This is a genomic window from Vibrio metoecus (genome assembly GCF_009665255.1).
GTDB lineage: Bacteria > Pseudomonadota > Gammaproteobacteria > Enterobacterales > Vibrionaceae > Vibrio > Vibrio metoecus_B.
This window is the reverse complement of record NZ_CP035687.1, coordinates 383,922-398,545: the sequence shown is the minus strand read 5'-3', so window position 1 is coordinate 398,545 and position 14,624 is coordinate 383,922. Positions and strand designations below refer to the sequence as shown.

Sequence of the window (14,624 nt, the reverse complement as noted above, 5' to 3'; positions counted from 1 at the left end):
ATAATGGGGGGCTTTTTCTCTATCTCTAACTCGCCACCGAGTGTGATGGTATGGCGTGACGTTATGAGAGGGGGGAGTTAATTGCGCCCTAACATGCGCGCCATGGTGATATCTTTATCGATCACTTGGTGTTTAAGCACTGCAGCAATGTGCAGCACAAGGAGAGCGATAATAATGGGCGGTGCCGTTTCGTGAACTTCCGAAGCGAACTCTTGCAACCAAACCACTTTTTCACCTGCTGCAACCAGCGTATAACCAAACACTTCCAATGCACGTCCACCACCAATATTCATGGCAATCCCTGAAACTGGCATCACTAAGGTGGCGAGCAGTAGCAAGCCATGAACCGCTTTCGCCGATTTTTCTTGCCATGCTGGCATCACCGAAGCTGGGGGAATCGCCCCTTCTTTAACTCGCTGGAAGATTCGCGCTAGCGCGATCAGTAGGATGAGCACCCCGAAGGATTTATGCAGTGCCATCAGCTCCATTTTTTCAGGCCCGCGAGGTAAGTCGGCCATGTATAAGCCAACGATAAATACGCCGATAAACGCGAAACCCACAATCCAATGTAGAGCAACTGAGGTTTTCGAATAGGTTTTTGTGTTATCCATAATCTATTTCCACATGTTTCATAAGGTCATGGCTATTATGCGCGATTTGAAGGTGTTGTGAACCGTTTGTGTAAGTAAATTTGCGTAAATGTGTGTGGTTGTGACGTAATGGTTGGCTGTTATAACCTACTGTTGAGTGACTTATCGGATATGAGGGATTTCTAAGAGGCAGAATGGTGAGCCTGTGTTATCTTTGAGCGTCATCCATGATTAAAACCGTTATGAAACTCATCCCGTTATTAAAACAGCCCCGAATTCATTGACTTTGCTTATTCGTATCATTTTTTCTGAATAGGTCTATTTGAGAGAACAAGTAGAAAGCGTCTGCACACCACGAATTTGAGGTGGAATATGAGTCAAAAGCATTGGTCAAAAGTCCAACTGCTGCATGAAGTAGTGAAAAATCCAAACATCATTATCAAAGGTAAACACAGCTATTACAGCGATTGCTGGGATGCCGGTTTTGAAGCGTCGGTGGTGCGCTATTTACATGGCGATGAGATTAGCCAACGTTGGGACCCGTTATGGGAAATCGATCAGCTGGTGATTGGTGACTACGTTTGTATCGGGGCGGAAGTCGTGATTTTAATGGGCGGTAATCATACCCATAGAGCCGATTGGTTCTGTCTCTATCCATTTATGGATGTGATTGAACAAGCCTACGTAGGAAAAGGGAATACCGAGATTGGTGATGGTGCATGGTTAGGGATGCGCGCTATGATCATGCCGGGTGTCAAGATTGGTGAAGGCGCGATTGTGGCGGCCAATAGTGTCGTGACCAAAGATGTGGCGCCTTACAGCGTTGTGGCGGGATCGCCAGCCCAGTTGGTTAAGTACCGTTTTGACACAAAGGTGATTGACGAGCTGCTTGCGTTGAAAGTGTACGACTGGCCGCCGGAGAAATTTACGGCGCTCAAATCGTATTTATGCGCATCGGATTTGGCGGCGCTCAAGCAAGCGGTCATCCAATATGATGCCGAGCCGCATAACCCATTGAGCTAGCTTTTCATTGCTTCATCACAAGGCTGTGAACCCATAAGGTCACAGCCTTAATCTAACTGCCCATTTAGCCGTTTTCACACGATTTCTATTTGGGTTGCCATTGATGGGTTTGCCCATTCGCCAATTGAGCCAATAGGCTGTGTGGCGCGATCACTTCTCCTCCTGCGAGCTTAAACGGCTGCGCGCTAAAATTCGCACTGAGAATCGAGCCATCACTATAGCGCGTTTGCTGCACTTGGCCTTGCTTATCCAGCCAGCGAAAATCGACCAAGGCTTTATCCCACAACTGCTCATGCAAGGGCAAAAAACCTTGTTGATAGTGCTTAAGCTGCTCGATACGCGCGGAGTTTTTATGCGTTTCATCGCGGCTTAAATGCACCATCGCAGGGGTGTTAAACAGCATGGCACGCAAATCACGCACGGATTTGACATTCGAAAACTTCAAACTGTCGCTGTGCCAGTGGTGGCTACTGATCAGCTCATCATGAAACACCACTTGATAGAGCGGCACTTTGTACTCTGGGGCAAAAAGTAAGCTGCGATAAGGCTCTTTGACTTGCGCTGATTTAAAGAAAAAATCCGGCTTTTCATCGGGATACCAGTTGCCCAAATAATAAGGTGACTGCTTGTCACTCTTCATCGCTTGGTCTGTCCAGCCAAAGCCGACTGTTTCCATACCATGAGCAAACACCAGCCCTTGAGTGGTCAGGGCATTGCCATCTTCCGATCCCAAAATCAGCTTCGGCGTGTTTGCAATATCCTGCATTCGGGTGTTAAACGCAGCCAGCATCGCGGTTTCGTTGCTGCGCGAGCGGTAATCTTCCCGCGCCATGGCGGTACCATCCACATCGAGAAACAGGCTGTTAAAGCGCCCGAAATGGAGAATATCTTGCACGCGCTGTTTAACGTAACCGAGTTCACAGGCGGGATTGAGATAAAAGCCGTTACCGCGAAAGCCCAGTTGTAACGTGCCATCGGCTTTTTCAATCGCGCAGTTTTCGCGCATGCGATCCGGCAGCTGCGCGGTCAGCCAACTGTCGTTGATGCCTTTTTCAATCGCGGTATTGTATGAGTCATACACGCCAATCAAATAGCCGGCTTGCTTGGCGCTATCGACCACTTGCGGCTGATAAAAGGCTGGCATCCAGTTATCGAGACCTAGCCAGAGTTTGCTTAATCCTGCTTGCTGAAGGGTGCTGATCATGGGTTGCGCTAACCCTTGTCCCCATTGATCGCTTGGTTTGAGGTATGCGCCAGCGTGTTCAGTCAGCCACGCTTTGCGCTGCTGCGCGGCTTGGTACTGCGCTTGAATCGACGATGGATCGGCGTTGAACTTCTGGTTCAAGGCTTGGTTTATCTCACCGACCAGCAATTTTTTCTGATACTGATTAAGCCAGGCTTGGCCTTTTTTTAGGTTCGCCAATTCCTTTTGTAATTCTGGTGAAGGGGTAAACTCAGAGCGCCAAAACCAATCGCGCAGCCCCCACCAATCCACCACATCTTGCACTGCGATTAAATCACGCCCGAATAGATAGACGTGGCTTGCGCCAATCATTTTTTCGATCTGCGGATTTGCCTTGCGTTTTTCCGCAAGTGAAACACGCAGCCCCGCGGCTTCGCGCCAGTCGCGATAAGCTTTGGCTCCGGCCAGCATCTCATCGCCCACGGTGATGCGCACGCTAAAAGGCTCACTTTGGTTCAGCAGGGTAAACCAGTGCTCCGCTTGTAAGTCCAACTTATTTTGCTGCTCACTAAAGTGCAGCTGGTTATTGGTGGCGTTGAGCAGTTGATAGCTGATGAAGCGTTCGCCCTGCTGCGCGCTCCAGAACGGCATTTTGAGATCTTGCGTGGTATTGGCGCCCGAATGATTGTCTATCAAATAGCGTGTCCAAGTCGGGTTATCGGTCGGCACTCGCATTCCTTCGTCAAACGGCAGTAACAGCGTTTGGGTCGATGCTTCACTGAGATCAAACCAGCGCAGTGCTTGAGGTGCTTGGCGTTCAATCCCACGAGCACTTGGCCAGCGAAAATCGATGTTCAACCCTTGTTGCAACTGCGCAGACACTTGCACGCCACTTGGCTTGAGTGTCCATGTGGCTTGCTCGGCGCTTTGGGTTACTTGCGTTGCCTGTTGTGTCTGCCCGCCAATCTGTAGGCTGCCTTGGTTGATGGCGAAAGTCTGTGAGTCTTGCTTGAGGCTGATGGCCAGTGTGTCGGGGTCAATCTGCCAGTACTGATCGCCCTGTTTTAAGGTCAACGCAAAGCTCGGCGCGCTCACCAGCAGCAGTAGCCCCAGTGAGGAAAAGGTCAATTTCATATCGGTCTCCTATCGAGTAACCCAGATATTTAACCTTGTCTATCGATAGGTTTTGTCACCAGTATGTCTTTCCCACTTTTGCCTGAACAAAGTGAAAGGTGGTTTAGTCAATCGGTATCGTCAGGCGCTGCATTTGCTCCACGCGAATAGTGCCTTGGTATTCACTTTGAGTGACGCTGAGGCTACGCCAGCGCGCTTGAGAAGGGGCAGAAGGTGGGGCAGGAGGCTGATCACGGTCGACGGTTTGTGAGTGCAGCAGGGTAAAGTTTTGATCAAAAAATTGCCAACGAGCCAGTGACGATGCGCAGCCCGAAGGCGTGGCGGGGAAGCGGATAGTGAGATCGGCCGTGCTGGATTGTTCAATCCACGGTGTGTTGGAAGGGGCCGAAATCAGCAGCGCCATGCGCTGCTCGCCCAGAGTGAGCCAATAGACACCTGCGGCATACGGCGAAAGCAGATCGCGACTTTCCACTTCGGCGTAATCGGCCGGCGCAAGCTCTGCCGCTAACAAGGTTGCACCTTGCGCAGAAGCCAGACGCACCGCCAGCGGCTGGGTGAGGTTTTCGGCGCTCAGCCTCACTTGGTAGCCTTGAAAGGTTTGATTGAACTTATGAATAAAAGTCACCGCAATCGTGAGATCGTTAGGCGATGTGCTTGGAAGTGCTTGTCCGCATTGGGTTTGACTGAGGATGGCCTCTTTGATGGGTTGCCAAAAAGGCTCGGCTACGAGCGTGGTAGACAGTGTGTGGATGAGCTCGTGCCACGCTTGCGTGGGATGCCCCTCAACCAATAGCTGGTAACTGCTTTGCAGCGGTGTGGTGCGAAACCAAGCATGGGTGGGGCTTGGCGGCGTTTCCGCTATCGCGGCGCCGCTTAGTAATGCGCTGAGTATGCCAAGTCGCACAATGTGATTGCGAAAAGAGGCGCAGATCATACGGCGGCTCCTTTAAGGCGATAACCCACGCCGCGCAGGGTCTCTATATCCAGTTGTGGCAGTTTTTGTCGCAAATGCAAAATGTGGTTATCCACGGTGCGCGTGGTTGGGAAATATTGATAACCCCAAATAAGATTGAGCAGCTCATCACGGTGATAAACGCGCCCCGGATTTTGCAATAGCATCAGCAGTAGTTGAAACTCTTTCGGTTTGAGCTCAACCGGAGTTTGGTTATTGAGTACAGAGCGATTGGCCACATCGACCACAATATCCGCGTAGCTGAGTAAGCTACTGCCGAGCGGGCGCAGTTGCGCTTCGATGCGTGCCAGCAACTCTTGGTGGGAAAAGGGCTTGAGCACATAATCTTTCGCCCCCGCTTTGAGCCCTTCAATCCGTTGCTCCACTTCAATTTTGGCGGTCAGTACGATCACTGGCAGGGCTTTAAGCATCAACCAGTGCGGCAGATGTTTCAAGCTGTCACCATCGTGTAATTGCCGATCCAAAATCACCAGATCGGTACTGAACCAGTGCTTTTCGACCTGTTGGCTCTGCGTTACCCACTCGCATGCATAACCATGGTCATGCAGATAATCGCGCAGACCTTGGCCGAGTAAGGTGTCATCTTCAATCAGCAAAATACGCTTCATAGCGGCAGCTCCAAAATACAACGGGTTGGATGACGACGGATAACCAGTTTGCCGCCCATTTGGGTGATGAGTTTTCGCACCAACTGTAAGCCAACGCCCATGTTATCTGTGTTTGGGCGAGAGTGAGTGTCTTGATGCCTCGAAAGTCGTTTGCACAGACGTTGGTAGAAAGAAGGAAATTCACCGCAATCTTCCACTTCAATGCGCAGCGTTTGTGCAACCACACTCACCGTCAGGCGAATGGGCGGCGCACCATGTTGTTTGGCATTGCTGAGTAAGTTGGTGACGCACAGTCCAAGCCAGTAATAGGGCAGTTCGAGTATCGGGTCGTGTTTGAGATAAAGCTCAACCTCAAAGCCCTCGATACAATGCTCGATGAAGTCACTCAACTGCGCTGGATGGCGCGCCATGCTGTCGTGGCTCGGGCTCAAGTAGTGGCGACTGGTTTCGCTCAGTTGTGCTAGCCGCTGATGATCGGCCATTAATCGCCATAAGCTCTCTTGCGCCTTGGGGGATAACTCATCAAATTGGTTGCGTAGTGATTCGACGGTAAACCCTAAACTGGTAATGGGCGTGCGCAGTTCGTGAGTCAGCAGTTGCAAAATAAAGCGCCGCTCGCGCCCTTCTTGATAGCGCAGCCAAAGTGAACGCAGCGCAGCGCCAAACGCAAGTAACACGCCGATCACCAAACCGCTATACAGCAACGCATGACTGCTCACGCGCTGATTAAAGCAGAGGTTGCTGTAACGCTCATCGCAAGGCTTTTGCGCTTGATAAGGCTCAAGCGTGAATGGCAGTGGTGCGGTGAGTGCGCGCCACTGCACACTCGAAAGCACATGCCAGCCCGCTTCGCTGCTTAGCCACAGCTCATCATTTGGCGCAAGATAGAGACGAAAACCGTTGAGCAGTGCATCTACCCCCGCAGCGCCCGGTCGTTGCCACAAGGCATGCAACGGATGATAGCGGCTCGCCAAGGTGAAACGTGTTGGATGCGCCGAAGCAAAGCTTGCCTGCTCTGCATCCGGTAAATACTCAATATAGCGATCTGCGTAGCTGCCTCCCGCCGGATGTTGCCACGCAACACGCTGAAACCACTCTGCGCCGAGCGGGGTTTGGCGACATAACGCCAACTCAAATTCGACCGCTTTCGCCAAATACGGCGAAGAGGAGTTTAGCGGCTGGCACTGCTTGGCCGTGGCGGCTAAATCTGCGATGTCTTGCCACGTATATTGAGTAAAATCAGGATATTGACTGTGACTGCTGAGTAGCGCAAACGGGTATTGATTGAGGGTTTGACTCGCCACCAGTGGAGTGCTTTGCTGCTCAAGCGCTGCGCGATAAAAAATCGACCAGCGCTGAGTTTCAGGCAGGTCAATACTGGCCTTTGCGGGCACTGCCCATAAGCTACACAGTAAGAGGCTTAACCAGCGGTGAGTCAGCAGCAACGTCATGATCCAAACACTTAGAATTGGGTTCATGCCAATAGTAGCCGCTTCATCACAAGATTTGTAATTTGGGTGTCAACAAATCTGCTGGTCAAACGCCGTGATCGCTTAGAATGGCCCGTTGTTAGCACGAAGTCTGTCCGGTAGACCATCGTGATCACCCAGCTCGCGATCGGGCACATCATGCCAGTTGAGCTTGCCAAGGCGCGCATTACGTTCGGGATGAACGGCGTAGTGAATGCGGTTATCTTCTCGTTCGGTGTCTCCGATACACAATAAGCGGACGATCTGTTCGGTATTGTTGATAAAGGTATGTGCGAGGCCATCACCCGCTTTGAAGCCAACTGAGTCGCCCGGCTGTAGTCGATAGAGGACGCCATCCAACCAGACATCGGGTGTGCCTTCCAATACATGCACAAATTCATCTTCCGTTTTTTCCGCGTGAGGCCAACTGGTGCGATGTCTGGGCTCGACAATTTCATGATGAATGCCGATCCGCGCGAAGCCAAAATAGTGACCAAGCGCGCAGCCAATAGACAGCGGCTCTTGGCTACCAGAGTAGTAACGAGGCTCCTTTTCCTGTAGTTCACTCCAATGTTTGATGCAGGGATGACGATCCATTTTCTTCTCCTGTTGTTGCGCCAGTGCTGAGGTAATCCAATTTCAGGCATAGTAATGGCTTTGTAATTTGATTTGTAATCCGAGTGTCAACAAACAGGAAAGAGGAGGGAAGTTGGCAGCAAAGTCTGTTTTTACATTCTCCTTTGCTGCCAATAGTGGATTAATCATTGCCGATATGGACTGAGGTCAAGCGGTTATAACTCGATACTTTTCACCATACCCGCTTCAGCATGCCCCGGGATGTTACAAGCAAACTCCACTTTGTTGTCACCTTGGAAATGCCATAACAGCTCTTTGGCTTTGCCCGGTTTTACGGTGACAGTGCTGCCACTGTCGTGTTCATGGTTACCCATTTGACGCATCATTTCACGGTGTTTCAGTTGCTCCGCGGCTGAGCCAATCGAAAATTCGTGATCGATTTTGCCTGTATTCATCACCACAAACTGAACCACATCGTTAGGTTCAATGGCGACGTCTTTCTTGAACATGATCTTCATGTCATCACTCAAGATGACGTGCACCACTTTGTTTGCTTTTGCGCCCGGAGCTGGCATTCCTACATCAGACATGCCTTCCATACCCATCATTTGGGAATGATCCATGTTCATCATGCTGTGGTCCATTTTGCCACTCATTTCAGATTTGCCCATGTTGCCATGATCCATTTTGGAGTGATCCATGGTGTTAGCAAAAGTGGTGGTTGCGGTGAAAGTCAGTGCCATCGCAATCAGTGTTTTCTTCATCATTGTTATGTTCCTTTTTTGGGTTTCGCTTTGTTTGATTTTTAGGTTATTGAGCGGGGCGGTTTGCCCCGCGATCCTAGTGTTTTGGAAGCTCTTTGCTTTTCCAGAGTTTGAAAATGGCGGGCAACACGAGCAGAGTCAGCAAGAGTGCGGATGCCATGCCGCCAATCATTGGGGCTGCGATGCGTTGCATCACCTCCGATCCTGTACCTTCGCCATACATAATGGGGATAAGGCCAATGATCACCGTCAGAACCGTCATCATGACTGGGCGTACGCGTAAACCGGCCCCTTCACGAATAGCCTCAGTGAGATCTTTCATGCTCAGTGGCTGATGATTCTCTTCGGCATCCAACTTTTTGTAGTGCCATGCTTGGTTGAGGTAGACGAGCATGATGACGCCGATTTCCACCGCCACTCCGGCCAGTGCGATAAAGCCGACCCCCACCGCAATGGAGAAGTTGTAACCGAGGTAATGCATCAGCCACAGTCCGCCCACCATCGCCAGAGGGAGTGTCGCCATAATGATCAGCACTTCGCCCACGCGGCGGAAGCTGAAATACAGCAGCAGCATGATGATGGCGATCGTGATTGGCACCACGACACTTAAACGCTCTTTGGCGCGTTCCATGTATTCATATTGGCCAGACCAAGTCAGCGCATAACCGGCAGGCAGAGCCAGCTGATTGGCTACAGCTTGCTGCGCTTCTTGTACGTAAGTACCCAGATCGCGACCATCAATATCCACAAACACCCAGCCATTCGGGCGTGCGTTTTCGGTTTTGATCATCGGTGGGCCATCTTCGTAGCGGATGTCAGCGACATCGGCCAGCGCAATACGCGCACCGTTTGGAGTGACGAGTGGTAAGTTTTGCAGTTTTACCACCGAGTCACGGTAATCTTGCGGGTAGCGAACGTTAATCGGGTAACGCTCCAGTCCTTCAATGGTTTCACCCACATTCATTCCGCCAACAGCGGTGGAGATGACTTGCTGCACATCTTTAATGCTCAAGCCATAACGTGCGGCGGCGCGGCGTTTGATATCGATGGTCACGTAGCGTCCACCCGCCACTCGCTCGGCATAAACAGAAGCTGTGCCTTGAACACTTTTCAGGATTGGCTCAAGTTGCGCACCAATTTTCTCAATCTCTTTCAGTTCAGGGCCTGAGATTTTGATCCCGATGGGCGTTTTAATACCGGTTGCGAGCATGTCGATACGTGTTTTAATCGGCATAACCCAAGCGTTGGTTAAGCCCGGGAACTGCACCAGATTATCAAACTCCTTACGCAGCGATTCAGTGGTAACACCTTCACGCCATTGGTCACGAGGTTTCAATTGAATCACAGTTTCAATCATAGTGAGTGGCGCAGGGTCGGTGGCGGAATCCGCACGGCCAATTTTTCCCCATACCGTTTGTACTTCCGGCACGGTTTTGATCAGCTTATTGGTTTGTTGCAGCAACTCACGTGCTTTACCAACCGAAATGCCCGGGTATGTGGTGGGCATGTACATCAAATCGCCTTCATCCAATGGTGGAATAAACTCACTGCCGAGTTGGCTGGTGGGGTAGTAAGCTGAGGCCATCAAACCCAAGGCCAACACAATCATGGATTTCGGGTATTTCAGGCTGAGGTTTAAAAGCGGGCGATACAGAGCAACTAAACCACGGTTGACTGGGTTTAGTTGCTCAGAAAGCACTTTCCCGCGGATGAAATATCCCATCAGTACTGGCACTAAAGTAATGGCCAAACCAGCTGCTGCCGCCATCGCGTAGGTTTTGGTGAAGGCGAGGGGAGAGAACATTTTCCCTTCTTGACCTTCCAGAGCAAACACAGGCACAAAGCTTAAGGTGATGATCAGCAACGAGAAAAACAGTGGCGCGCCGACTTCTTCTGCCGCTTTGCCAATCACTTGCCAGCGGTTTTTATCCGTGAGTGGCGTTCGCTCAATATGCTTGTGAACGTTTTCGATCATCACGATCGCACCATCCACCATCGCGCCAATCGCAATCGCAATCCCCCCAGTGACATGATGTTGGCGTTGATACCTTGCCAATGCATGACGATAAAGGCGGAAAGAATACCGACAGGCAGACTCAGCGCGATCACCAAGGAAGAACGAATGTGGAACAGGAACAGCGCGCAGACAATCGCCACGACGATGAACTCTTCCGCCAGCTTCTTCCAAAGGTTCTCAACCGCAGCATTGATTAACGTTGAACGGTCATAGGTGGAGACGATTTCTACCCCTTCCGGCAAGCTGCGTTGCAGTTCTGCCAACTTGGCTTTGACGTTGTCGATCACCTGACTGGCGTTTTCACCAAAACGCATCACGATGACGCCGCCTACCGCTTCACCTTCGCCGTTAAACTCGGAAATACCGCGGCGCATTTGTGGGCCGATGTTGATGTCGGCAATATCGCCCAGTAGCAGTGGCGTGCCTTTATCGGTCACTTTAAGTGGCACTGATTGAATATCTTCAATGCTGGTTAAGTAACCCGTGGTGCGCACCATGTGCTCCGCTTCGGCGACCTCAATGACCGATGCACCGGTTTCTTGGTTGCCGTTTTGAATCGCCATGTTGACTTGTTGTAAGGTCAGGTTGTAGGCGCGCAGTTTTGCCGGATCGATCTGCACTTGATACTGCTTGACCATGCCGCCAACGGTGGCGATTTCTGATACCCCTTCCACCGTTTGCAGTTCGTATTTTAAGAACCAACCTTGCAGGCTTCTGAGCTGGGCTAAATCATGCTTGCCGGTTTTATCTTGCAACACATAGCTGTAAATCCAGCCCACCCCAGTGGCATCTGGACCCAGTGTCGGTTTGGCATTGGCAGGCAGTTTCGGGGCGACTTGGCTTAAATACTCCAACACGCGCGAACGTGCCCAGTACATGTCGGTTTTATCATTGAAAATGATGTAAACGTACGAGTCACCAAAGAACGAGTAGCCGCGAACGGTTTCTGCCCCCGGCACCGCTAACATGGCGGTTGTCAGCGGATAGGTGACTTGATCTTCTACCACTTGCGGTGCTTGCCCGGGATAACTGGTTTTGATGATGACTTGCACATCCGACAGGTCCGGCAATGCATCCACCGGCGTCATTTTCACACTATAAAGACCACCCAAGGTGAGAAAAAGGGTAGCGATGAGCACGAGAAATCGGTTGTTGAGAGACCAACGAATAATGGCTGAGATCATTGTTGACCTCCGATGGCTTCCAGTTGTTTCAGTGAGTATTCCGAGCCATTTTTAGCCACTAGAAATCGGACTTTCTGACCCTCTTCAAAGCCGGAAAGGTTGATGTTATCGCCCACGGAAAAGTTGATTTGACCTGCATACCAGCTCCATTCGGCAACCGGAAGGTGCGATAGCGTCACCATGCCGAATTCGGCCATTAAGGTGGACACATCGCCGTTGATCCACATTTCCCCCGCGACTTGCGAGTTGCCGGCTTTGAGATTGATGATCTCATATTGGCCGGAGTCGTTTTTCTGCATCTCAAACTCAATCGGCTGACCTTTTTTCAGTCCGTTCAGATCAATGCTTTTAGCGACATTGAAGTTCATGGTCATGGCGGGCCAATTCCATTGAGATACCGGCTGGTGGTTGATGGTTAACATGCCGTGATTGGCCATCACATCGGTAATTTCACCTTTGGCCCATGCGGTTTCTGCTGGGGCTTCAACACCATTGATGCGCGAAAGATCGGCCGTTTGGCTTGATTCTGAATCGAGCATGAAATGCGCGGAGGTGACGATGCGATCGGTTTGCGTTAAGCCTTGCAGCACTTCGACTTTGTCATCCGCTTCGCGGCCAATTTCAATACGCGCTGAGCGGTATTTGCCTTCGCCTTCCGCCAGTACCACACGAGTCATCCCGCCGGAGCGAATGACGGCCGATTTCGGCACGGTAAGCACTTTGGAGTCACTCACTGGCTGCAAGGTGATATTGGCAAACATATTGGGCTTGAGTTCGCCATTCGGGTTAGCAAATTTCAGGCGCATTCTAAGTGTGCGCGTTTTAGGATCAAGGATGGGATAAACGTAATCCACCTTGCCTTGCCATTCTTGGCCGGGTAGGGCATCCAAAGTCATGCTGGCTTGGCTACCTTTGTTTAGCCAGTGAGCCTGACGCTCAAACACTTCGGCATCCACCCACACTTCGTTGAGAGGGCCTGCGCTGATCACGGCTTGCGCTGGAGATAAATATCCCCCTTCACGAATATTCAGGCTGGCAATCACGCCGTTGGCTAACGCTTTCACTTCGATGGTTTGGGAAGCTTTGCCACGACGAATCACTTGATTGATCTGCTCACGATCTACGCCAAGTGAGCTGAGTCTTTCCGTTGCCCCTTTGACCAGACCCTCACGACCGGTTCGCACCGCGTTCAACAACTCCTCTTGTGCTTTTACCAACTCGGGAGAGTAGAGGGTAAACAGCACATCGCCTTTTTTCACTTGCTCGCCTACGGCGTTGATGTAGAGCTTTTCTACCCAACCGGAAACGCGCACGTTGGTTTGCCAAAGCTGGCTTTCGTCAAACGCGATATAACCGACGGTTTCAATACGAGGTGACAATTTGCTGAGTTCGACCTGCGCGGTTTTCACGCCCAGATTATTTTCGACCGCTGGATCGATTTTTACTGTGCCCGGTTTGTCATTACTGTTCGCCGAATCCTCGGCATAAACAGGGATCAAATCCATCCCCATCGGTGATTTTCCCGGTTTATCACGTTTGTAATTCGGATCCATTGGCGCAACCCAATAAAGTGGCTCATTCGCCCCTTTGCTATCGGCAGTGGAAGCCATCGCGCTCATATCGTGGCTATTGAAGTATTGGTTAGCCGCAAAGCCCAGTGCGCCGCCAATCAGTAAAGTAATGGTTGTGGTTTTTAATGTTTTCATGAGGTTATTCCTTGGCAGATGAGCGACGACTGGATTCAGCATTCAGTTCAGGTTGGGTGACGGAGTAATCAAACCCGCCAAGCAACATGGCTAAATTACTGCTGACTTGGTTGTAGTCAGTGATGAGACGCTGCCATTCCAATTCGACAGCCAGTTCATCACGAGTGGCGGTAATCACATCGTTGAACTGCGAAGTATTATTTTGATAGCCACGTTCCACTGCTTTGGTGCGCGCTTTGGCTTGATCAAGCAAAGTGGTTTTGTAACGTTCGAGGCGTTGCTCAAGATTGGTTCGGTCAACCAATAGGGCATTGACCTTGGCATTCATCTGCGCAAGGAGCAGATCTTTTTGCGATTTGGCAGCACCCACTTGGTATTGCGCGGCGGCATGGGTGCGATCTTGGCGATTCCCCGTAAATAACGGGATGTCCATCGTTAAATAGGCGCTCACCAGATCGGAAGCGGGTTCTCCCTTCATGTTGTTGGCTTGGCGATAGGCGTACATCACTTCCACCCCAAATTGTGGTGTGTACGATTGCTCAGCCAATTCCACTTGAGTTTGGTTCACCGCAATATTGGCATCGGCCATACGCACCATAGGGTGCTGAGCCAAGAGTGGGAAATACTGGCCTGATGACGTGGTTTCGAGCAAATCATCCAGCTTTTGCCAATCCAACTGATTACTGGTTTTCAACTGAACTTGATTAGTGAGCCATTCATTGCCCAACCATTCGGACATTTGTGAGAGAAGCCGCCGCTGCATTTGTTGGTTCGCTTGCAGTTTTTCTTCTAACTGGCTGACTTGCAGTTGAGCATTCAGCAGATCTTGCGCTTCATTTTTACCGATGGAGTAGTTGGTGCTGATGAAGCTTTCCAGCTCGCGCATTAAGCGCTGATTTTCACGCAGCACACGTTCCGCTTGCTGCTGATAACCCAACTCCAACCAGAGTTGAGTGATACCGTTGGCGACTTCGCGCTCCCGATTCTCGACTTGCAAAGCCATACCATCGGCTTGCTGTGAGGCTTTTTTGCCTTGCAAATCTAAGGTATCGCCGCGCTCAAATTGTTGCATTAAACCAACGGAAATGTTGGTCATCGCATCTTCATCAAATTTGAAGCTATCGACCGGCAAACCACCAAAACCGACTTTGAGTTTGGGGTCCATGAGGGTAGTCGCGGCAACGCCGGTTTCTCGCATGGCTTGGGATTGGGCATAAAACTGCTTACGGCTTGCATCGTTGGCGAGCGCTTGTTCAATAAGCAGAGTCAAAGGGTCGCTTTGGGACAGCAACTGACCTGAAGAAGTCGCAGAAGACTGCGCCATCACAGGCGTTACGACCAGAGCGGAAACGCTGATACACAGCGCCAATAGGCTCGGTTTCATTTTTCTAATCCAA

10 protein-coding genes and 1 pseudogene are annotated in these 14,624 nt (G+C 50.8%); 1 reads left to right on the top strand and 10 read right to left on the bottom strand.

The annotated features are described in order from the left end of the window. Positions 1-77: 77 nt before the first annotated feature. Positions 78-611 carry a cytochrome b gene (locus EPB59_RS15340; protein ID WP_154173643.1) on the bottom strand — a complete coding sequence of 178 codons (534 nt, stop codon included), beginning with the start codon at positions 609-611 and terminating at the stop codon, positions 78-80. A 351-nt stretch (positions 612-962) separates the two neighbouring features. Between EPB59_RS15340 and EPB59_RS15335 the strand changes: the two genes are divergently transcribed. Next, entirely contained in the window at positions 963-1,613 is a 651-nt protein-coding gene (locus EPB59_RS15335) for a CatB-related O-acetyltransferase (protein ID WP_154173641.1), read from the top strand. 85 nt (positions 1,614-1,698) lie between these two features. Here EPB59_RS15335 and EPB59_RS15330 read toward each other — a convergent pair whose 3' ends face one another. From EPB59_RS15330 to EPB59_RS15290, 9 genes and pseudogenes are all read right to left on the bottom strand, one after another. Then, the gene (locus EPB59_RS15330) at positions 1,699-3,930 is read right to left on the bottom strand and encodes a glycoside hydrolase (RefSeq protein ID WP_154173639.1); all 2,232 of its coding nucleotides are present in this window, start codon (positions 3,928-3,930) and stop codon (positions 1,699-1,701) included. A gap of 103 nt (positions 3,931-4,033) precedes the next feature. Further along, complete coding sequence (locus EPB59_RS15325; RefSeq protein WP_154173638.1) at positions 4,034-4,864, bottom strand: DUF2861 family protein; 831 nt, start codon at positions 4,862-4,864, stop codon at positions 4,034-4,036. Then, complete coding sequence (locus tag EPB59_RS15320) at positions 4,861-5,511, bottom strand: response regulator transcription factor (protein ID WP_055065267.1); 651 nt, start codon at positions 5,509-5,511, stop codon at positions 4,861-4,863. The genes EPB59_RS15325 and EPB59_RS15320 overlap by 4 nt, the downstream gene beginning before the upstream one ends. After that, positions 5,508-6,962: an ATP-binding protein gene (locus EPB59_RS15315; RefSeq protein WP_154174246.1), complete on the bottom strand. Its 1,455-nt coding sequence runs from the start codon at positions 6,960-6,962 to the stop codon at positions 5,508-5,510. Before EPB59_RS15315 ends, EPB59_RS15320 begins: the two co-directional genes overlap by 4 nt. Positions 6,963-7,064: 102 nt before the next feature. After that, entirely contained in the window at positions 7,065-7,577 is a 513-nt protein-coding gene (locus tag EPB59_RS15310) for a cupin domain-containing protein (RefSeq protein ID WP_154173636.1), read from the bottom strand. A gap of 194 nt (positions 7,578-7,771) precedes the next feature. Beyond that, positions 7,772-8,323: a copper-resistant cuproprotein CopI gene (copI, locus tag EPB59_RS15305; protein ID WP_154173634.1), complete on the bottom strand. Its 552-nt coding sequence runs from the start codon at positions 8,321-8,323 to the stop codon at positions 7,772-7,774. Positions 8,324-8,396: 73 nt separating this feature from the next. Continuing rightward, positions 8,397-11,521 (bottom strand): annotated as a pseudogene (locus EPB59_RS15300) (efflux RND transporter permease subunit). Further along, positions 11,518-13,227: an efflux RND transporter periplasmic adaptor subunit gene (locus EPB59_RS15295; protein ID WP_154173632.1), complete on the bottom strand. Its 1,710-nt coding sequence runs from the start codon at positions 13,225-13,227 to the stop codon at positions 11,518-11,520. The pseudogene EPB59_RS15300 and the gene EPB59_RS15295 overlap by 4 nt, the downstream one beginning before the upstream one ends. Positions 13,228-13,231: 4 nt before the next feature. Next, a complete protein-coding gene (locus EPB59_RS15290; RefSeq protein WP_154173630.1) occupies positions 13,232-14,611 on the bottom strand; it encodes a TolC family protein in 1,380 nt (459 codons plus the stop codon). Positions 14,612-14,624 lie beyond the last annotated feature (13 nt).